This is a genomic window from uncultured Granulicatella sp., assembly GCF_938030755.1.
In the GTDB taxonomy this organism is placed as follows: domain Bacteria; phylum Bacillota; class Bacilli; order Lactobacillales; family Aerococcaceae; genus Granulicatella.
The window spans coordinates 13,155-33,897 of the sequence record NZ_CALHIF010000056.1; the positions used below are offsets into that span (position 1 = coordinate 13,155).

Below are 20,743 nucleotides of genomic sequence, written 5' to 3' on the forward strand. Positions count from 1 at the left end.
AATCGTCTAAATTAAAAAGATTCTCTACTATTTATTTTTTGTACGCTTCTGTTTGCGTTGTTTTTGACGGATTTCTTGCCCAAGTTTTTTCTTGTAGCCAGGTTTTACTTTTTTCTTCGCCTTCTTAATCATACCTTTGAGGCGTGGATCTAAGTCTTTGGATTGTGTGTTTTTACGTTTCTCGCGACGAGAGCGGTCATAACTTTCTACAAGCTCTCCATTTTTCAATTCAACCGTTTCAAAAGAAATGCCTTTTCCTTCTAATGTTTGAATGGCTTGTTCTTGGTCTGGTGTGTAGAAAGTGATGGCTGTTCCTTCTAAACCATTACGTCCCGTACGTCCAACGCGGTGAATGAAGAATTCTAATTCTCCAGGAATTTCTAAGTTAATCACATGAGAAACGCCTTCGATATCAATTCCACGTGCAGCAAGGTCAGTTGCGACAACGAATTGATAATCCATTTGTTGGATTTGTTTCATGACACGGCGACGTTCTCTTGAAGGGATATCTCCGTGAATCGTTGCTACTTTGAAGTTATGGCTGCGTAGGTCTTGAGTGACTTCGTCGGCTTTTTGTTTCGTATTTACGAAAATAAGCACGAGGTAAGGATGACCCATCACCAGTAACTGACGAAGAACGTCCATTGGATTTTGAGCCTTTGTGACAAGCAATTGATTTTTAATCGTTGGTGAAACGAGTTGCGTATTCTCGATTTGAATAACTTTTGGATTACCCAAGTATTTTTTCAAGAAAGGTTTAATCTTATCTGGAATCGTTGCAGAGAAAACAGACATTTGTAAGTTTTCTGGCATGCGAGATGCAATTTCATCCACTGTTTCTAAGAAACCTAAGTCAAACGTCATATCGGCTTCGTCAACAACCATCATTTGTACGGTTTGAACGAAGAGGGCATTTTCTTGCATTAAATCAAAAATACGACCCGGTGTTCCAATTACGATATGTGGTTGTGTTTGTGTGAGTTTAGCCACTTGACGTTTTTTATCGGTACCACCGATACATTTTTCTAATAGAATTTCTGTATCACTTAAGGTAATCAACTGGGCTGCTACAGCAGTTAATTGTTCTGCGAGTTCACGGCTTGGGACTGTAATCACTAATTGCAACTCTTGGCGACTAGGGTCAATTTTGTTGATGAGTGGTAATAGGAAACTATGGCTCTTTCCGCTTCCTGTTTGCGATTGACCAATCACAGATTCTCCTTTTAATAAAAGAGGAATGATGCGTTCTTGAATAGGAGTTGGTTGTGTAAATTTTAAGTCAGCTAAGGCTTTTTGCAAATAAGGCTGTAATGCGTATTCTGTAAATTTCATGTTTTCATCTCTTTTCTTTCTCTATGTAGCGGGATTATTATACCATAAATTGAAGATTAAAGGTGGAATTGGGAAAGTGGGCATAATTTTTGCCTATGGTGTTTAGTGGATGGTATGATAATTAAAGAAAGAAACAGTTTTCAAAACTGTATTTAAAATTTAGGAGGAATTTAGTAATGACTTATGAATTACCAAAATTAGAATACGCATTTGACGTATTAGAACCACATTTTGATGCACGTACAATGGAAATCCACCATGATAAACATCACAATGCATATGTTACAAACTTAAACGCAGCGGTAGAAAAACACCCTGAATTATTCGAAAAAACAGTTGAAGAATTAATTAGCGATTTAAACGCTGTTCCAGAAGATATCCGTGTAGCTGTTCGCAACAATGGTGGTGGACATGCAAACCATAGCTTATTCTGGACTCAATTATCTCTAGAAGGTGCAAAAGCTCCAGAAGGTGCTTTATTAGCAGCCATCAACGAAGCATTCGGAAGCTTCGACGAATTTAAAGCAGCATTCGCACAAGCAGCAGCAACACGCTTTGGTTCTGGTTGGGCTTGGTTAGTTCTTTCTAACGGAAAATTAGAAGTCGTTTCTACTCCAAACCAAGATAACCCTCTATCAGAAGGCAAAACTCCATTATTAGGATTAGATGTATGGGAACATGCATACTACTTAAACTACCAAAATCGTCGTCCAGATTACATTTCAGCATTCTGGAATGTTGTAAACTGGGATGAAGTAGCTCGTCGTTTTGAAGCTGCTAAATAATCTATAAAAAACGAAGACCGATGTCTCCTATGAGGCATCGGTCTTTTTTCGTTTATATAGAATGAGGCTAAGAAACAGAAGAGAAGCAATACTTACTAGACTTCCTTCCAGTAAGAATGGGGTTATATAACGATACTCGATTTGGTGAGCTCCTTTGGAAATTGTAAACCCAAGGAGGCTATCAAGAATCTTGAAAGTTTCCACTTCTTGCCCATCTACCCAAATTTTCCATCCAATGGAATATGGAATCGTCGTTAGAATCGTACTTTCTTCTTCTACCGTCATTTTTCCAGAAAAATGGGTAGAGGAGAAGGTGTCTAATTTTAATTCTTGAGCTTTCGTCTGTTGAATTCTATCCTGTAATACTTTTTCGTTTAAGGAATACAGACCTAACCTAGAAAAAGAAAATTGATCTTTTTGAATCGTGAACTCTATCGTTTGAGGGATTCCTTTTTGCTTGGCAGCAATACTTAAAAGAACTGGTTTATATTCAACAGGATAAAAGAAATACTCTTTTCCATTCAGTGTCATCGAAAAACTATCCTCATCCATATCTCCCGCAATTTCTAAATAGATAGGATCATCAGTTTCCGGAGTGAAGGTTAATATAATACTTCCTTTTTCTTCTTTATTTTCCAACTGAATATTTTGGTGTGCGGAAGGGCGCCCTTTAATATTATGGTAGTCTATTTGAGAAGAAACTCTTGTAAATATATCCTTTGGTGAATGAGTTCCAGCGAGTGCATTTGATAGTTGGTTTTGCATGATAACTGGATGATTAACGGGAACCTTCATAGCTTTTAATATGGGTTTCATTGGATAAGCAATAGAAAGAACATTGTCATTTTGAACAACAGTACCTTCTTCAAATTGCTGTATAACGTCCATCGTTTCTAAATCTTTTCTTTCCCAGCGATGATTATAAGAAGCCTGATTATTTGCGATAAAACTTGTTTTAATTCCAAGAAGGGCATCCGTTAGTAACGTTCCATTACTATAACTTACGTAGGCCACTCCTTGTCGAACACCGATAGCTTCAAAGAAACGTTCACTTTCTTTTTCAAAGGTAGATGAAAAATGAGAGATACCGTAAGAAGGAACTTGTAGACTATCGTTTTTTGAACGCGCAATCGTTTTTTCGCTTCTAGAGAACGTGTTTTCAGGTGCTGATAGAGATTTGCTCCAAAGTTCCAAAGAAGCTTGATAGTTTGTAAAATCTGAATTCATCACATATCCCAGTCTAGCTAAGTTAATTCCACTATTCAACACAAGTTCAATGAGGACTAAACTAATCCATAACCTACGAGAACGCTTCTGGAATCTGGTTTGAGCAATTAATCCATAGAGGATGCCCATTGAAATTCCAAACCCTAGAACGATTTGCCAGGATTGAAGGTAGGATTGAGGATAAAGGATGAAACCGATACTGATGGCAAGCATAAAAAAGAATAATGTAAAAGCTTCAAACATCGAAATCTTTGAGGATTTCAATGTTTGTTGATATCCGATGTAAACAATCCAGAAACTAAATAAGAATGAGAAACGGTAAGGATACCAATTCGGAAGTTGACCAGCATGCCAAATCCGATCTAAAAAATCGATATTAAAACTCACTAAAAAGAAGAGAGTAATGACAAAGGCAATGATTTTTTCAGCTAGTCTAATTTTTTTATGAGTAAAATAGGTAAAAAAGGAAAAGAGTGCCAAGCTTCCAACAAAAATATTTGGGTATCCTTTAGGCATCTGTTGAAAATCAAAACTACCGATAAATAATTTCGATAGTATCAATAAAGGATTGTATTCAGACTTCAGAGACCAGAGACTTTGCTTTGCTGCTCCTTTACTTCCAAGTAAACTATAAGCACTTGGAAGTAGAACAATCATAATGAGCCCAATCGCTAATATACTGTATAGAGCAAAACGAGCTCCCGTTTTAAGAAAATCCTTCCATTGAAAGCTTCCTTTTTCAAGCAAGTAGGCATAAGGAAAATAAAACACTAAAAAGAGGCAAATCATATATCCTGTGTAATAATTAGCTAGAACGGTGATTGCCAATGGAAGAATATACCGAATCGGATTTTCATTGTTAATGAGCGAGTCGGCCCCTAATAAAATGACTGGAAAACCAATCAAGGCATCTAGCCACATGATATTTAGTTGATTAACCGATAGATAACTTATAAACCCATAAGAAAGTGCAAATAGAAGTGCATTCAAATCTCTTTTTCCAAATTTCTTATCCAAAAAATAGGCAAAGCTGACCGTACAAAAAATGAGTTTTAATAGAATCAGAAGTGAGATTCCTATTGTAATGTGTGATTTTGGAATTATAAGAAAAATCAAGTTAAAGGGACTTAATAAATAATAAGACCATAAGCTTACCATCTCTCCACTGATGGATTTGGAAAAGCTATAAAAGAACTGTTCAGGATGATGCAATAGAGTATCCTGATAATAAGCAAAGAAATCGACGTATTGTTGCCCCAAATCGACGGTTAGCCAAGTGCGATTTCCAAATGGGGTTATTGAAAAAAGAATAAATATAAAAAGAAGGAGGAATAGTGGGATTAAAACACTAAGGCTGTAGTATTTTCTTTTATTCCAATTGCTTTTAGATTTCATAGGGACCTCCTTAGTTGTATTCAATGATAGCATAGCACGTTATTGGATTTGCTGCACGAAAATTTTGGTAGTGAAGTCCTAAAATCTTAGTATTTTATTAACCCCTTTTTATATAGTTCAAATAGGAATTTATGGTATACTGTTATGAGTTACTAGAATATGCATGGAGTTTATTATGTTGAATAAAAGAAAATCAAAAAATAAAAAGAAAAAATCACATATTCCATTTCGTTTAAATTTATTATTTTTAATTGTATTCTTTTCGTTTATTGCATTGATTAGCCGCTTGGCGTATGTCCAATTGGTTAAAGGAAATGAATTTGTTGCTCTCGTTCAACGAACTGAAACAACTACTTCCAAAAAAGCTGTTCCTAGAGGATCTATCTATGATAGCCAAGGTCGAGTGTTAGTAGGAAACAAGCCTAAATTATCGATTAATTATACAAGACCTGCAGATGCGAAGGCCTCAAAAATGTTAGAAATCGCCAAAAAATTAACCTCTTTGATTTCAGTCGATACTTCTGAATTAAAAGAGCGTGATTTGAAAGATTATTGGGTGGCGTTAAATCCAGATAAGTTAGATGGATTACTTACTGCAGAAGAAAAAAAACAAATTTCAAAAGAAAATCTCTCTGCAAGCCAAACGTATGAGATGCAATTAGCTCATATTTCTTCAGATGAGTTAAACTATAGTGAAGCTGAAAAACAAGTGATTGCTATTTTTACAAAGATGAATAGTGCTTATTCTCTTTCAACAGTTACGCTAAAAAATGAAGGAGTAACCGAGCAGGAAGTCGCAAAAATCAGTGAACGATTAGGCGAGCTTCGTGGAGTGGACATTGATTCCGATTGGGACCGGGAATATCCAATGGGAGATATGTTAAAAACTATCCTTGGAACAGTATCTTCTGAAAAAACAGGATTACCTTCTTCAAAAGTAAAATCATTACTAGCTCAAGGATATTCACTGAACGATCGTGTCGGAACGAGTTATTTAGAAGAACAATATGAGAATGTTCTAAGTGGCTCTAAGACTGTCGTTCAATCTCAAACGAATACAAAAGGACAAGTCATCAAAAATAACGAAACTTATCCAGGGAAAGCAGGGTCCAATTTAGTATTAACCATTGATACTGAATTCCAGAAAAAAATAGAAGAAATTGCCAAAACTTCTGTTGAAGAAATGACGGATCCCGCTGCTGATCGAGTGTACATCGTGGTAATGAATCCTAAGAATGGAGACGTTCTAGGAATTACGGGTAAGAAAAAGAAATTTGATGAGAATTTCCAATCCAATGGAGTGGAAGACGATGCCTTAGGAGCGATTAACAACTCATTTGGAATGGGGTCGGTAGTTAAACCAGCGACTGTTCTATCTGGTTATATGGATGGAGCATTGACTCTTGAAGACAATAAAATAGTCGATGAACCAATTGAATTTGAAGCTTCTAAACCGAAAAGCTCATGGTTTAATCGCAATGGGAAAATTGAATTAACAGACCTAGATGCATTGGAACGTTCTTCAAACGTATATATGATTAAATTAGCGATGAAAATGGGTGGACAAGCAGAATATGTCAAGGGCGGAAAATTGAATATCAATTTAAGCCTATTTGATAAATTACGTGAGTATTATGCTCAATTTGGTTTGGGTGTAAGAACCGGCATTGATCTTCCAAATGAAGGAAAAGGATATAATGGTGGAACAGCCGATGCCTTTTCTGCACTTGACTTTGCGTTCGGTCAGTTTGACTTATATACACCGCTTCAATTGGCTCAATATATGTCTACGATTGCAAATGGAGGAACACGTATTGCTCCTCGCTTAGTGAAAGAAATTCATGAAACGAGCCCTAAAGGTGGAATTGGAAATCTAGAAGATGTCATTCCAACCAAAATTATGAATACCCTTCAAGTCGATAAGAAAATCCTAGATCATATTAAAGAAGGGCTATACCGTGTTACTCATGGGGAGAACGGAACCTCTGCTTCTACTTTCAAAAATTACTCACCTGAAGTAGCTGGTAAAACAGGAACTGCAGAAGCGTTCTATTCTGGGCCTAATCCTTCTTATAAAAATGAGGCAGTTGAAAACTCAACATTCATATCATATGCACCATATGATAATCCTGAAATTGTTGTATCTGTAGTAGCACCATACTTTAAAGATGGATCACCATCAGATTATGCTGCTAAAATTGCTAAAAAAGTGTATGAAGCCTATTTTGGTAAAAAAAGTGATTCAGAAACCAATGCTTCAACAGTGAATACGCAAGTACAACAAAATAACAGACAATAATTGGAAAATGAGTGATAGTGTTATCACTCATTTTTTTGTCTTTAAAGTTTAGTAAAATCGATTGTTGAAATGCTTAAAACCAATTATAATAAAGCAAAATGGAGGCGAAATTATGGATTTTACAGAAAAAACAATTCAAAGAGATATTAAATATTCAGGACGTATTTTTACGGTGACACAAGATATTGTAGAACTACCGAATGGGAAAACTTCAACGAGGGACCTCGTATTCCATACAGGAGCAGTAGCAGTACTTGTCATTCGTGATGGGAAGATGTTACTCGTTAGACAATATCGAAAACCATTAGAAATGCATTTCTTAGAAATTCCAGCGGGTAAATTAGACTCGAAGGAAGAAGTGCCTTTAGAAGCCGCAAAACGTGAATTAGAAGAGGAAACAAATCTTGTTGCCGAAGAATGGGTGAAGATGATGGAAATGATCTCAACACCTGGATTCTGCGATGAGAAAATCACATTATTCCAAGCCAAAAATGTTAGTGTCAAAGAAGATGCAAAACCTGCAGACGAAGATGAATTTGTCGAAATTTTATGGATGCCGCTAGAAGAAGTGATGCAAAAAATCCAAGCAGGTGAAATTGCTGACGCGAAGACAATTATTGCAGCACAATATGCTTGGATGCATAAAGGAGAATAATCAATGCCAAATGAACCTTTATTAACGAGAAAATCGTATAAAGAGCAATTAGAAAAGCAGAATAGAGAATTAGAAGAATTAGAGGCTCGACAAAGTCGTAGAGACAGCCGATTATCGTCTTTTGAACGAGAAGAAGAGTTACATTCAGAGTATGCGGAAGAAGCTTCCCAAGTACACCGCACGCCAAAATCAGGACTAAGAAGATACAATCATTTTCTGAATGTATGGCTTGTTTCCGTCATTGTGATATTAATCATTGTGATTGCGATTCAAATGTTCTTTTAATCCAATTAAGATTAGTTTTTCTTTTCATTTTGAAGCCATTATGATAGGATAAAGCATATATAGAAAACACATTGATGGAAAAGGGTTTTTAACAAAGCTTTTCAGGGAGGAAGATCCTGACTGCAAGTCTTCCAAGTCACGTTTCAAACTTTTCATTTCCGGAGTGACCATTGGGATTCGCTGATGAATAATGGTTCGGGTCGCCCCCGTTAACAGCGTCCAAGTGTCTTGAGCGAGTCTCAAGGAACAAGGGTGGTACCGCGAAATTTCGTCCCTTATAGTCTATTGGCTATAAGGGATTTTTTATTTTTATAAGGAGGAATACAATGAATTTAGAAGAAATGAAAGTACAGTTTGATGCGATTCGTAAAGATGTGCTTGCTTCGCTAGAAGAAGTTACAAACTTAAAAGAGCTCGATCAAATTCGTGTACAACAATTAGGGAAAAAAGGACCAATCACTGAAGTTCTTAAAAACATTAAAAACTTAGCCAACGAAGAGAAACCAAAAGTGGGGGCTCTTGCTAATGAATTACGTTCTGTATTAGAAGAAAAAATCGCTTCTGTGAAAGAAGTGCTTGAAGCAAAAGCATTAGAAGAAGCGTTACAATCTGAAACCATCGACGTCACAATGCCAGGACGTCCAGTAGAACGTGGAACTGCGCACGTATTAGCGCATGTGCAAGACCAAGTGGAAGATTTCTTCATCGGCCTTGGTTACCAAGTGGTAGAAGGACCAGAAGTGGAATCAGACCACTATAACTTCGAGATGATGAACTTGCCAAAAGATCACCCAGCGCGTGATATGCAAGATACATTCTATATCACTCCTGAGTACTTACTTCGTACTCAAACTTCTCCAGTACAAGCCCGTACAATGGAAAAACATGACTTTACAAAAGGCCCATTGAAGATGTTAAGCCCAGGTCGTGTATTCCGTCGTGATAACGATGATGCGACACACTCACATCAGTTTTATCAAATCGAAGGTCTTGTGATCGATAAACACATTACAATGTCAGACTTAAAAGGAACGCTTGCGGCATTTGCCAAAGAAATGTTCGGGGAAGAGCGTGAAGTCCGTCTTCGTCCAAGTTACTTCCCATTCACTGAACCATCTCTAGAAGTGGATATTAGCTGCTTCAAATGTGGTGGTGAAGGCTGTTCTGTATGTAAAGGAACAGGTTGGATTGAAGTATTAGGTAGTGGGATGGTGCATCCAAACGTACTTGAAGCTGCAGGTGTGGATTCAAGCGTTTATGGTGGATTTGCCTTCGGGTTAGGTCAAGACCGTATTGCAATGTTGAAATATGGAATTGAGGATATTCGTTCATTATATACAAACGATGTACGTTTCTTAAGCCAATTTACGAAAGAATCATAAGAGGAGGAAGAACATGGAATTATCATACGAATGGTTAAATGAATATATTGATTTATCACAAATCACTCCTCAAGAATTAGGAGAAAAAATGTCTCGTACAGGGATCGAAGTGGATAGCGTAACGGTTCCAGGCGAAGGCTTAAAAGGACTAGTGGTTGGTTTAGCAACCAAAGTCGTTGACCATCCAGATTCAGACCACTTACACGTTGTCACTGTTGAAGTAGGGCAAGAAGAGCCTCTTCAAATTGTGTGCGGTGCTCCAAATATCCAAGCAGGCCAAAAGGTGATTGTGGCGACTCACGGTGCACGCATTGCTGGTGGTCATAAAATTAAACGTGGAAAATTACGTGGTGTAGAATCTCAAGGGATGATTTGTTCCTTACAAGAAATTGGGGTACCAAGTAACTTAGTACCAAAAGAATACGAAGATGGGATTTACGTCTTCACAGATGACAGCATTGAAGTAGGAAGCGACGCAGTTTCTGCATTAGCGCTTGATTCAGCGATTGTGGAACTCGATATCACTGCGAACCGTTCTGACGCTTTAAGCATGCGCGGTTCTGTTCACGAAATCGGTGCGATTTACAACTTGAAGAATCATTTAGAACCAGACGTTTTTGAAAAAGGAACGTCTTGCGAAATTCCAGGCGTTGTCAAAGTTTCTGTAGAAAACGAAGCAGATGCTCCTGCATACCACGCATTCTTAATCGAAGGTGTTAAAGTGGCTCCAAGTCCACAATGGATGCAAAATCGTTTAATCGCAGCAGGCGTTCGTCCAATCAACAATCTTGTGGATGTCACAAACTATATTTTAATGGAATACGGTCAACCGCTTCATGCATTCGACTACAATAAATTACCTGAAAAAGCCATTCATGTTCGTCGCGCAACAGAAGGCGAAACATTAGTGACTTTAGACGGTGAAGAACGTGCATTAGAAAACGAAATCGTGATTACTTCAGGCGGAAAACCAGTCGCATTAGCTGGGGTAATGGGTGGATTAGACACTGAAATCTCAGACGAGACAACTACAGTTTTATTAGAAGCAGCCCTGTTCGATCCTAAAGCGGTTCGTCTTGCTTCCCAAAAACATAACTTACGTAGTGAATCAAGTGCTCGTTTTGAAAAAGGCATTAACAAAGCGACGATTGTTCAAGCCGGAAAACGCGCTGCAGCATTGATTGCTGAACTTGGCGAAGGAACAGTGAAAGAGGAATATGCGTCAGCACAAAGCTATGACTTAGAATTACCAGTTGTGAGCATCACTCTAGAACGCTTAAATCACGTTTTAGGAACAAGCTTAACACTAGATGAAGTGAAACAAGTATTTGCACAATTAGAATATCCAACAACGGTAGAAGGAACTCGTTTCGACGTGACGATTCCTGCATGGAGATTTGATATTTCAATCGAAGCAGACTTAGTAGAAGAAGTGGGACGTATTTACGGATATGATAAGATTCCTGCAACATTACCAACAACAGAAAGTACAGTAGGTGGCTTAACAGATAAACAACGCTTCATCCGTTACACTCGTCAATTCATGCAAGGGGCTGGACTTTCACAAGCGTACACTTATGCGTTAACGACTCCAGAGAAATCTAAATGGTTTACAAAAAAAGACGCAACAAGTGTACGTTTAAGCTGGCCAATGAGTGAAGATCGTAGCGAATTACGTCAATCACTATTACCAAGTTTATTAGAAGCCGTTCAATACAATGTGGCTCGTTCACAAAACAACGTGAAATTATTCGAAGCAGGTCGTGTGTTCAAGTTAGGGACTGCAGGCAATGAAGATTTCATCGAGAACGAAGTCATTGCGGGTATTTTAACAGGAGACGTGACAAGTGCAAACTGGAACCATAAAGCAGAGAAAGTAGATTTCTATGTTGTAAAAGGGATTCTAGAAGCGTATTTCACACAACTAGACTGCTTAGATCGTGTTCGATTCGAGCCTTTAACAGACATTGAAGAATTACACCCAGGACAATCAGCACGCATTCTTTTAGATGGAGAAGTGATTGGGTTAGTCGGGAAAGTTCATCCATCGGTTCAAAAAGCTTTAGACTTACAAGACACATTCGTCTTCGAGTTAGATGTGGAAACATTACTTGCAGCGAACTTACAAGAAGCGGTTATTCAATCTGTTGCGAAATATCCAAGCATGACGCGCGATATCGCCATCTTAGCACCAACTTCATTAACACATGCAGAGTTAGTAGATGTGATTCGTGCAAATGCAGGTGAGTTCTTATCGAAAGTAACGTTATTCGACGTTTATAAAGGGGAACACGTGCCAGAAGGATTCCAATCATTAGCGTATTCATTATTGTTTGTGAACCGCAATGCGACGTTGGAGGAGGATGTTATTAAGTCCGCCATGACTCGCGTAGAAGAAGCATTAGTTGCTTTAGAAAACGTATCTATTCGATAAAGTAAAGTAGGTACGAAGATTATTTTATGGAGTACTTTAAAAACTTAGATTACCTTCGGTTATCTTCATAATAACAACAATAGCTGTACCGGATTGAGCCAAGGTCTCAATCTTATCGAGCCTCAAACGGATGCTAGGAAATAAATTTCTAGCATCCGTAATTCGCATCGATTACACTCGCTATTGTTGTTATTATAGAAACCGAGGTAATCTTTGTTTTTATACATAGAATAATTAATCTTCGTACTTTTTTTGTTGTGCTAGTTTATAAAGTGCTAATACTTCTTCTGCGCTCGTAAAACCAGAAGGGCAAGGGGCACCGGCTCGAGCCAGTGTCTCTCGCCTTTGAGGCTTCAATGCTACACCCACTATTCTTTCAATAAACTGATTCTTTTTGTAATCCTTGAACTTTGGTCAGCTAGCTTTTCTAAACTTACTAATGCGTCTTCTATGTTCGCTAGAGAAGTGAAGAGGATGAAATTATCAAATATGATAATTACCATATTTGGTAATTACGTATCATAAATGATATAAAAGAAGATGTAACAAATGTGACGTCACATTTTTGTTACATCGTAAATTTTAGATAAGAAAACAGCACCAAGGGCATTCAAGGAATACCTTTGGTGCTGTGTTTATTGGTTTGAGGTTATTTTTTTACATATCCATTTTTTTCTAATTTTTTAACGGCTTCACTGTAATATAGTGGAACATTTTTAGCTGGATATTTCTTTGGATCACGTTTGTTTAGTTCTACAAAGTCCATTGTATTGTAGTCAAACGTGTTTTTGCGGGTATATACCCCGTCCTTAAATTCAAGCGATCCTTCGATTCCTTTAACACCTTTTGTTTCGTCAAAGGCTTTTTGAAGGGTTACTTTAAATTGTTCTGGATCTTGACCCATTTCTTTTGGATTATAAACATAAGTACCTTCTTGTTTATAAACAACATCATCTTTGTAGTAGTACTTCAGTGTAACAGTAACACCAGGCTCTTTGTGTTCGTAAGTTGCTTCGCCTGTTTGATTGCTTTTAGCAGATTGAGTAGTTGTAGCTGTTGTAGTTGGTGCTTGTGTTGTTGCTTGGACAACAGTCGTTTGTGCGGAAGTTTCGTCAACTTTCTTTTCTCCACTTTGACATGCTGCAAGAGCAACAGTAGTCGATAATAATGCAATAAATTTATAAGTCTTTTTCATGAGTTTCTCCTTAAACATCTATTCCTGATGATTGTATTATTTTTGTTGGAAATCTGCTTCTAAAAGCACTTTTTTCATGGCTCTAAAGCTCGTAGAATATTTATTCAGTTTAAATTCAGGATCAATTTCTTTTAGTTTAGTAAAATCAATTTTTGTATAATCCATTTCAAAAGATTGAATTAGTTTTTCACCTTCACTTTCAAGCGTAACGATGAATCCTTCCATGTTTTTGGATCGTTCCTTCGCAATTTTATAAGTTGCTTCAACCGTTTCTTTTTGTGCTTTAGCAATGATTTCTTTGGTTTCCTCCGTTATGCCAGGCAATGATGTAAAGTCAAAGATATTCTTAGTGACCTGTCTAGTCACTTGGTCCCCTTTATGATAAATGATCATGGTTGTAAAACTTCCAGGAAGAGAAATTTCGAATACGGCTTGTTCTTCCTGTGCATTGGGATCATTTGTTTTTGCAACGGTTGTTGGAGCGGTAGTCGTAGGAGTAGCTGTTGTTGTTTGTGCGACAGTTGCTTGAACTTGTGTCGTTTGTGCTACCGTTGTTGGATTTTTTTCTTCGGAATCTTTATTTTGTCCACAAGCAACCAGAAAGAAACCACATGTGGCAAGAAGAGCCAGTTGTTTGGTACGTGTATTCATATTAATCTCCTTCAAAAAGTAAATCTTCGAGGATTAAGTAAGATTATTGAACTTCTTTGAATCCTTCTTTAACGAGGAAGTTTTTAGTAACTTCATAGCTTACTGTATTATCATCTTTTGGTTTAAAGCTTGGAACGATTTCTTTTAATTTAGCAAAGTCTGTTTTTGAATAGTCGACTGTGAAGTTTTGAATGACTTTACCATCTTTGATTTCAACTGATGAAGTGATTCCTTCTACTCCTTTATAAGCTGCAAAAGCTGCTTCGAGTTGTGTTTTGATTTGTTCTTCAGTAGCTTGAGTTTCCATTTCTTTCACATTGTAAATATTCTCAGTCGTTTGTTTCACAAGAACGTCACCTTTAGAGTACATGATAACACGAGAGGTTACGCCTTTAGCAGACTGTTCTAACACTGTTTTCTTTTCATCATCAGTTGCCGCAGTTGTTGTTGGGGCAGTTGTTGTAGCAGTAGTGGTTGTTTCTTTTGAGGTAGAGGATGTAGTAGTGGTTGTATTATTATCTTTTTGACCACAACCAGCTAATACTAAACCTGTAATAAATAAAATGGCTAATACTTTCGATTTTTTGTTCATGATGTTGTTCTTACTCTTCTTTTTTTAATTATAGGAAAACCGGACGAAGAATATTATCCTCCCCCGGTTTTATATGATCCTTTTATTTCTTTTCTTTGTATCCTGCTTTTAATAAAGATTCTTTAGAAGCTTTAAAGCTAATTTTATCTCCGTCACCAGTAAATTCTTGAGGGAAGGCTTTTCTTAATTCAGAAACCTTAGCTTTAGTGTAATCCACTGTTAGATTTTGAATAAGATTTCCATCTTTAGATTCAACACTAGCAGTAACGCCATCAACAGCAGTATATTTGTTATTTACTTCTTCGATTTGTTTTCTGGCTTCTTCTTCAGTAACCCCTAATTTTTTTAAATCATAAGTATTTGTAGCAGTTTGTTTTGTTACTAAATCGTTATTATAGTAGTAAGTTAAAACTGAATTTACTCCATTTTGATTTAATTCAAATGAAGAAGATTCTTCTTTACCGCATCCTAGTAATACGAATAGTGCTGCGAAAAATACAGCGATTAATTTCAAGGTTTTTTTCATGAAATTCATCCTTTCAATTTGTAATATACTTGTATTATAAATCTAAAGATTCTATTATGCAAGAATTTTTGTAAGATTCCTTCGAATAGGCTGTTAGAAGATAGTTCATTGGTTAGAATGAAATACGGTATGTTATACTACAATTATCGTGAAATGGAGGAAAGAAAATGAGTCAAACAATTGATTTCTTAAAAGAATTAGTAGCCATTCCATCCCCAACAGGGTACACAAAAGATGTTCAAGATTATTTAATAGAAGTGTTAACGGATATGGGATACCAGCCAAAACGTACAGCAAAAGGACTGGTCATTGTAACTGTAGAAGGAGCAAATGATAAAGAACATCGTGCAATTACGGCTCATATCGATACGCTTGGAGCGATTGTACGAGCGGTGAAACCAGACGGACGTTTGAAGTTGGATCGTATTGGTGGTTTTGCTTGGAATATGATTGAAGGAGAAAATTGTACTGTTCATATTGCCGCAAACGGAAATACAGTTTCAGGAACAATTTTATTACATCAAACGAGTGTTCATGTATACAAAGAAGCAGGCACGATTGAACGCAGTCAAAATAATATGGAAGTACGATTAGATGAGAAAGTCACTAATGAAAAAGAGACGAGAGCTTTAGGAATTGAAGTGGGAGATTTTGTTTCTTTTGATCCACGATTTGTTGTCACACCAACAGGATTTGTTAAGAGTCGTTTCTTAGACGATAAGGTCAGCGCTGCGATTTTACTTACCTTATTGAAAAAATATAAAAAAGAGGGAATCACCTTACCAGTAACGACTCACTTTATGTTTAGCTGTATTGAAGAAACTGGAACTGGAGCCAATAGTAGTATTCCTTCAGAAGTGGTTGAGTTTCTTGCAGTGGATATGGGAGCGATGGGGGATGACCAACAAACCGATGAATATACAGTTTCGATTTGTGTAAAAGATGGGTCAGGACCTTATAACTATGATTTCCGTCAACAGTTAGTCAGTCTTTGTAAGGAAAAAGGGATTCCGTTTAAACTGGATATTTATCCTTATTATGGAAGTGATGCTTCTGCGGCGATGAGAGCTGGGGCAGAAGTAAAACACGCACTCCTAGGAGCAGGAATTGAATCAAGTCACTCTTATGAAAGAACGCATATCGATTCTATTGAAGCGACTCAATCTTTAGTAGATGCTTATTTATTAAGTGATTTAATTGAAGAATAACCGTAACCCTTCCCATAAATTTGTGGGAAGGGCTTTTTTGCTTCAAAATTTAGAATATCTTTGTTGACAGCACTCCCATCAAATAGTATACTCTAAAACGTAAAACTTACGATTTAAGAAAGTGGGAGATGAATGAATAAAAAAGAGAAGGTACTTCTAGGAGGGACAGTTGCCTTAGGGCTTGTCTTTACTTCAGGAATGATTTTATCTAATCAACAAAATCAAGTGAATCAAGTAGCAGAAAGTACGGTTGAACAAACGACGATTTCTCCTGAGCAGATGGCGAAGTATGAACAAGCTGCAAAGGAAATTAAAGATAATAAACCTAAAACAATTGTGGGAGAAGTTTTTGAAAATGGGTATCTAAAGAAACATGGAGACCATTACCATTTTGTATTTGGGACTCCACCTTCTGATGCGATTTATGAGCAGAAGAAACAAATTAGCCAAAGCAACCATTCAGATGATGATTATGTTTTTAATCCAAAAGATATTGTGAGTGAAAATGAATTAGGGTTTGTGGTGAGACACGGTGATCACTATCACTTTATTTATCGTTCACAACTGGCAAATGCTCAAACTGTTACTAGAGAAGATGAAACGGGGAAAAAACGGACTTGTAAATTACTCCGAATTCCTCATGGGGATCATTTCCATGATGTACTAGACTGCGGGGATGGAACTGCTCATTATAGTTTTGATGATGAACCTACCTCTCATCCTGGAGGCGGAACGAGTGGAACCGTTGCTGCAGCCTCTACTCCTTCAAGACAACATCAAAATAGTACGACTACAACACCTACTGTTCAAACGTCTACTTCAGATATGACGACACCAGGGGACAAAGAATTAACTTTACAATCTCCTGAAATTCAAAAATATTTGGATTATATTACGTATGCATATGGCGTAGAAAGAGATAGTATCAAATTTGAATCAGTCACTAATGATCAAGGTGAATATATTGGAAAAGTATTTGCCTTTCAAAATATGGAACAAGGGCAAGATAAAAATCATATCCATCCTTGGGTTATTCCATTGAAACGATTTGAAGTACCAAATTCTGATCCGTCGATTCCTGCTGAAGTGAGACTTTCACAGGAAATTGATTTGATTGCACGTCGTATGGGAATCTCTCGTACAGCGATTCGTATTGTCAATGGACGTTTTGATATTCCACATGGTGACCATAGTCATTCAATGAATATCGTGAATAAAGATGGGATTGAAGCCTACGAAAAAAATAAATTACCAGGAATCGTACCACCATTTGTGGCAGGGGATTTGAATCAAGAAGAAGTGTTTCAAAAAATTGACGAGGTGAAAACTCGCGCCCAAGAGAAATACAAAGAAGATCCAGTTACTTTAAATCGAATCTTAGTGGCTTTAAATGAATATAAAGAGCAAGTACAACAAAAAGGAAATTCAACGGAAGGCTTTATGAAAGGACTAGAAAACTTTGAAAAGAAAGTCGTGAATAAAGAACAAGATGTTGAAATTTCGATAACACCACAAGAGCAGAAAATGAATGCAACTCATGAAGATACAATTCGTAAGATTAGTGAGTTATCATTGAAAGACTACGGAGTTACGGCTGATGAGCTAAAAGATTTGGCTACAAAAGCAAGAGAAAGTGGAAAAGAAGCGCAAGTGAATGCAATTGCTTCGTTAATTCAAGCATTACGGGATGCCAATGACCGCATTAGTATTGAAGGCATGCGCTATTTATACTTCTTTACGCAACATGTATTAGACAAAGAATTGCCAGCAGCTTTAAGAGAAGAGGTAGCTAGTCTCATCAAACGATATATGGGATCTCGTTTGAACTTTGGAACAACGGCTGTTGAAGCGCTTATTATTGAATCTTATCGTACTAAATTAGCTATTAAAGAAGCGCATGCGAACTTTAATGGCAAAGTAGACGGTGCAATCGGTAAGAATCTAAAAGACATTATGACACCGGCTTCTGCGGATGAACTAAGTGTCTTAGAGGAAGCCAAAGACTTCTCTGAAGGGACTTTAGATGATGCGGATAAAGATAATAGTATTCCAAAGAGCTCTATTTTAGATCAAAAAGAAGAAGAAAAATCTACTGAAGCAACAACAGTGTCATTAAGCACTTCAGAGACAACATCTACTTCTACGGAGGAGAGTACTGAGGAAAAGAGCACTAGTGCTCCTGAAACAGAAGCTTCAACCTCTCAAGAAGTTACAACAGAAGCTCGTAGTGATACGACGAGTGAGTCCACGCAAAAATAGTGGGAAAGAATAAGGAAATTGGGAATCAATCTCCTAAATTAAAAGGAAGAAAATATGAATGAAAAGCATGTCAAATGGTCTATTTTGGAACTTTGACATGCTTTCCTTTTAGTCGAGAATAGAAATTATGTTATACTAATACAGCATTCTATACGAAGGAGGGGTTTAAATGAGCGTAATGCACTTTGGAGATAATACTTGGATTAATATCAATTCAGATTTGATTAGTGAATACTCATCCATTTATGATACGTATGAAATCGATGATGAAATGATTGAATATGCACTGGATAAAAATGAGCGAGCACATATGGAATACAACCGTCGAACGAAAACGCTGGTTGTTATTTATAATGTATTAAACTTGTCTAAAGAAGAGAACCACTATGAAACGATTCCATTAACATTCATTGTTCGTCAAAATCAAATTGTCACGATTTCAAATAGTCAAAATGAATACATTATCGATGCGATTGTAGAAGAGTTGGAAGAGAATCTTCATTGGAATGTGTTTAATCTTTTATTGCATAGCCTTTTTGTCATTTCGGAGCATTACTTCCCAGTAATTGAAAAATTAAATAAAGAACAGCAAAATATTAGCAAACTCCTTCGAAAGAAAACGACTAAGAATAATTTATTTGCACTTTCTGATTTGGAAATTGGTGGAATGTATTTAGTATCTGCCACTAAGCAAAATGCAGTTGTATTAGAGCAATTGAAAACGCAACAAGCCTTTAAAGAATTCGATGATTTTGAAAGAGAGCAATTGGAAGACAATATTATCGAAGCAAAACAATTAGTTGAGATGACAGATTTACATCTTCAAATTTTAAGACAAATTTCTGGAACGTATAATAATGTTTTGAATAATAATTTGAATGATACGATGAAATTTTTAACAGTCATCTCGATTTTGATGACCATTCCAGATATTGTGACAGGATTTTTTGGAATGAACGTTCAAATTCCTTTGACGGAACTACGATATGGATGGGCCATTATTCTCTTCATCATTGCACTCGGTTGGATGGGTGCACTCAAAGTGATTCAAAAGCTAATGAAAGATTAAAAAAGAGCAACTTCCCTTATTGAGGAAGTTGCTCTTTTGCTATTTCATCCGTTTTGCTTTTTCAGTATTGGCAAAGTGAATTTTTGCGACTTTACGTAAAGTATCCATTCCGTTGTGTTTAAGAATTTTTGCTGCTATTTGATCCACATTGCTTCCTGCACCACTTGGTAGTTTATACCCGAATTCTGCACTCAATGAGTCTAAACCATCCAGGAAAGCGCATCTAGCAATCATTGATGCCGCTGCTACTGCGATATGATGGCTTTCGCCTTTTGTAATAAAGTACGTTTTATTTTTATCGACTAAAGGCTGCCCTTTTAAATAACGATAATATAATTCTGGCTTACAAAATTGATCGATTAAATACCCTTCAGGAGATTCCGGCATGATGTTTTCACTTAAGAGACGTAGGGCTTGATTGTGAAGAAGAGCCTTCATTTCATTTAAGTTTTTGACTTGTTGAACCTCATTGTATTTTTGGGGCCAAAGCGTCAATAATTTATAAGGAATGACCTCTTTAATTTTAGGAACGAGAGCTCGGATTTGTTCATCCGTTAAATCTTTAGAGTCTTTAACCCCCATTTTTTTAAGAAGTGGGATATGTTCTTTTGAAACGTAAGCACTGGCAACGGTTAAAGGACCAAAGTAAGCTCCGTTTCCAACTTCATCGCTACCCATGACGCTCCAAGAAGAAAAATTCTTTGGAAGAGAAGGCTCGTCTTTTGATTTTCCTTCAAATGTTTCCATCAAAGGTTCCAGCTGATTATTTTGAATAAACTCTTCAATGCCTTTTCCTTGGAATAGCACTTTACCAGATTGATAGGCAGTAATGGTTAACCCATCAATCTTCAACCTTAAAACAGCGTGTGGAGGAGGGGACTGTACATATGAAGGATATTTTGCTTCTAATGCGGAAACCTGTTTGGCTGAAAGTGTTAATGTTAATGAATTCATAGTAATCCTCCTTGTTCTTTCTAAGAATACCATGAGAACATTTATTCGTCTACTCCTTCAAAAAGAGGATTATTCGTGTTTTTTTGCTCAAAAAATGGTAGAATAAGATGATATTATGAGGAATGGAGATGATCTATTGTGAAACAACCGAAATCAAGAGTTAAAGCAGTCATTGCCGGCAAATCCTATACGATTATTGGGAAAAAGTCTCAACAAGAAATGCAAAGTATTGTGAGAGTCTTACAAGAGCAATTAGATCAAATCACCCGAGTATCAGACAAATTATCGAATGAAGAAGTGGCACTCCTAGCAGCGATCAATGCTATTTCAAATCAATTCGAAAAACAAGAAGAAGTCGTCGCATTGAAAAAGCGAGTAGAGCAGTTAGAAAAAGAAGTGCAAAATGCGCATCATAAGCGACCTTCCATTGACTCAAAAAGAAAAAAAGAATTAGAAAAACAATTTGAATTGCAACAAGATTTGTTGAGAAGGTAG

Annotated in this window: 17 protein-coding genes; 10 read left to right on the top strand and 7 right to left on the bottom strand. The window is 36.9% G+C overall.

All coding sequences use genetic code 11. The annotated features are described in order from the left end of the window. Window positions 1-27: 27 nt before the first annotated feature. Window positions 28-1,332 (bottom strand): DEAD/DEAH box helicase, encoded by a 1,305-nt coding sequence (locus tag Q0594_RS05455; protein ID WP_298730311.1) that lies wholly within the window; start codon window positions 1,330-1,332, stop codon window positions 28-30. Between the two features lie 176 nt (window positions 1,333-1,508). Here Q0594_RS05455 and Q0594_RS05460 point away from each other — a divergent pair, with 176 nt between their 5' ends. Then, window positions 1,509-2,117, top strand: a complete 609-nt coding sequence (locus Q0594_RS05460; RefSeq protein WP_298730313.1) for a superoxide dismutase — start codon at window positions 1,509-1,511, stop codon at window positions 2,115-2,117. Between the two features lie 27 nt (window positions 2,118-2,144). Here the strand turns inward: Q0594_RS05460 and Q0594_RS05465 are convergent, their stop codons facing one another. Next, on the bottom strand, window positions 2,145-4,739 hold the full coding sequence (locus Q0594_RS05465; protein ID WP_298730314.1) for a YfhO family protein: 2,595 nt from the start codon (window positions 4,737-4,739) through the stop codon (window positions 2,145-2,147). Between the two features lie 175 nt (window positions 4,740-4,914). Here Q0594_RS05465 and Q0594_RS05470 point away from each other — a divergent pair, with 175 nt between their 5' ends. From Q0594_RS05470 to pheT, 5 genes are all read left to right on the top strand, one after another. Further along, entirely contained in the window at window positions 4,915-7,038 is a 2,124-nt protein-coding gene (locus Q0594_RS05470; protein ID WP_298730315.1) for a penicillin-binding protein 2, read from the top strand. Window positions 7,039-7,150: 112 nt separating this feature from the next. Then, window positions 7,151-7,693: an NUDIX hydrolase gene (locus Q0594_RS05475; protein ID WP_298730317.1), complete on the top strand. Its 543-nt coding sequence runs from the start codon at window positions 7,151-7,153 to the stop codon at window positions 7,691-7,693. A 3-nt stretch (window positions 7,694-7,696) separates the two neighbouring features. Beyond that, window positions 7,697-7,978: a hypothetical protein gene (locus Q0594_RS05480; protein WP_298730319.1), complete on the top strand. Its 282-nt coding sequence runs from the start codon at window positions 7,697-7,699 to the stop codon at window positions 7,976-7,978. Window positions 7,979-8,304: 326 nt separating this feature from the next. Continuing rightward, window positions 8,305-9,360, top strand: coding sequence for a phenylalanine--tRNA ligase subunit alpha (gene pheS, locus Q0594_RS05485; protein ID WP_259949085.1), 1,056 nt, complete (start codon window positions 8,305-8,307; stop codon window positions 9,358-9,360). Between the two features lie 13 nt (window positions 9,361-9,373). Then, complete coding sequence (pheT, locus tag Q0594_RS05490) at window positions 9,374-11,794, top strand: phenylalanine--tRNA ligase subunit beta (protein WP_298730325.1); 2,421 nt, start codon at window positions 9,374-9,376, stop codon at window positions 11,792-11,794. Between the two features lie 649 nt (window positions 11,795-12,443). On the opposite strand, the gene Q0594_RS05495 is transcribed toward pheT, so the two are convergent. The 4 genes from Q0594_RS05495 to Q0594_RS05510 all read right to left on the bottom strand — a co-directional run bounded on the left by Q0594_RS05495 (window position 12,444) and on the right by Q0594_RS05510 (window position 14,758). After that, window positions 12,444-12,989 (bottom strand): DUF1307 domain-containing protein, encoded by a 546-nt coding sequence (locus Q0594_RS05495; protein ID WP_298730327.1) that lies wholly within the window; start codon window positions 12,987-12,989, stop codon window positions 12,444-12,446. A gap of 36 nt (window positions 12,990-13,025) precedes the next feature. Further along, the gene (locus Q0594_RS05500; protein ID WP_298730329.1) at window positions 13,026-13,640 is read right to left on the bottom strand and encodes a DUF1307 domain-containing protein; all 615 of its coding nucleotides are present in this window, start codon (window positions 13,638-13,640) and stop codon (window positions 13,026-13,028) included. A gap of 43 nt (window positions 13,641-13,683) precedes the next feature. Further along, a complete protein-coding gene (locus Q0594_RS05505) occupies window positions 13,684-14,232 on the bottom strand; it encodes a DUF1307 domain-containing protein (protein WP_298730331.1) in 549 nt (182 codons plus the stop codon). Window positions 14,233-14,314: 82 nt separating this feature from the next. Continuing rightward, window positions 14,315-14,758, bottom strand: coding sequence for a DUF1307 domain-containing protein (locus tag Q0594_RS05510; RefSeq protein ID WP_298730333.1), 444 nt, complete (start codon window positions 14,756-14,758; stop codon window positions 14,315-14,317). A gap of 167 nt (window positions 14,759-14,925) precedes the next feature. On the opposite strand from Q0594_RS05510, the gene Q0594_RS05515 reads away from it, so the two are divergent. The 3 genes from Q0594_RS05515 to Q0594_RS05525 all read left to right on the top strand — a co-directional run bounded on the left by Q0594_RS05515 (window position 14,926) and on the right by Q0594_RS05525 (window position 19,294). Further along, complete coding sequence (locus Q0594_RS05515; protein WP_298730335.1) at window positions 14,926-15,966, top strand: M42 family metallopeptidase; 1,041 nt, start codon at window positions 14,926-14,928, stop codon at window positions 15,964-15,966. Between the two features lie 132 nt (window positions 15,967-16,098). Then, window positions 16,099-18,225: a pneumococcal-type histidine triad protein gene (locus Q0594_RS05520; protein ID WP_298730337.1), complete on the top strand. Its 2,127-nt coding sequence runs from the start codon at window positions 16,099-16,101 to the stop codon at window positions 18,223-18,225. A 169-nt stretch (window positions 18,226-18,394) separates the two neighbouring features. Then, the gene (locus Q0594_RS05525; protein ID WP_005606761.1) at window positions 18,395-19,294 is read left to right on the top strand and encodes a magnesium transporter CorA family protein; all 900 of its coding nucleotides are present in this window, start codon (window positions 18,395-18,397) and stop codon (window positions 19,292-19,294) included. A gap of 39 nt (window positions 19,295-19,333) precedes the next feature. On the opposite strand, the gene rnhC is transcribed toward Q0594_RS05525, so the two are convergent. Further along, window positions 19,334-20,248, bottom strand: coding sequence for a ribonuclease HIII (gene rnhC / locus Q0594_RS05530; RefSeq protein ID WP_298730338.1), 915 nt, complete (start codon window positions 20,246-20,248; stop codon window positions 19,334-19,336). A 138-nt stretch (window positions 20,249-20,386) separates the two neighbouring features. Between rnhC and Q0594_RS05535 the strand changes: the two genes are divergently transcribed. Beyond that, complete coding sequence (locus tag Q0594_RS05535) at window positions 20,387-20,743, top strand: cell division protein ZapA (protein WP_298730340.1); 357 nt, start codon at window positions 20,387-20,389, stop codon at window positions 20,741-20,743.

Coding starts and splice junctions, on each gene's coding strand:
- Q0594_RS05455 (WP_298730311.1), bottom strand. CDS start 1,332: ATGAAATTTACAGAATACGCATTACAGCCTTATTTGCAAAAAGCCTTA.
- Q0594_RS05460 (WP_298730313.1), top strand. CDS start 1,509: ATGACTTATGAATTACCAAAATTAGAATACGCATTTGACGTATTAGAA.
- Q0594_RS05465 (WP_298730314.1), bottom strand. CDS start 4,739: ATGAAATCTAAAAGCAATTGGAATAAAAGAAAATACTACAGCCTTAGT.
- Q0594_RS05470 (WP_298730315.1), top strand. CDS start 4,915: ATGTTGAATAAAAGAAAATCAAAAAATAAAAAGAAAAAATCACATATT.
- Q0594_RS05475 (WP_298730317.1), top strand. CDS start 7,151: ATGGATTTTACAGAAAAAACAATTCAAAGAGATATTAAATATTCAGGA.
- Q0594_RS05480 (WP_298730319.1), top strand. CDS start 7,697: ATGCCAAATGAACCTTTATTAACGAGAAAATCGTATAAAGAGCAATTA.
- pheS (WP_259949085.1), top strand. CDS start 8,305: ATGAATTTAGAAGAAATGAAAGTACAGTTTGATGCGATTCGTAAAGAT.
- pheT (WP_298730325.1), top strand. CDS start 9,374: ATGGAATTATCATACGAATGGTTAAATGAATATATTGATTTATCACAA.
- Q0594_RS05495 (WP_298730327.1), bottom strand. CDS start 12,989: ATGAAAAAGACTTATAAATTTATTGCATTATTATCGACTACTGTTGCT.
- Q0594_RS05500 (WP_298730329.1), bottom strand. CDS start 13,640: ATGAATACACGTACCAAACAACTGGCTCTTCTTGCCACATGTGGTTTC.
- Q0594_RS05505 (WP_298730331.1), bottom strand. CDS start 14,232: ATGAACAAAAAATCGAAAGTATTAGCCATTTTATTTATTACAGGTTTA.
- Q0594_RS05510 (WP_298730333.1), bottom strand. CDS start 14,758: ATGAAAAAAACCTTGAAATTAATCGCTGTATTTTTCGCAGCACTATTC.
- Q0594_RS05515 (WP_298730335.1), top strand. CDS start 14,926: ATGAGTCAAACAATTGATTTCTTAAAAGAATTAGTAGCCATTCCATCC.
- Q0594_RS05520 (WP_298730337.1), top strand. CDS start 16,099: ATGAATAAAAAAGAGAAGGTACTTCTAGGAGGGACAGTTGCCTTAGGG.
- Q0594_RS05525 (WP_005606761.1), top strand. CDS start 18,395: ATGAGCGTAATGCACTTTGGAGATAATACTTGGATTAATATCAATTCA.
- rnhC (WP_298730338.1), bottom strand. CDS start 20,248: ATGAATTCATTAACATTAACACTTTCAGCCAAACAGGTTTCCGCATTA.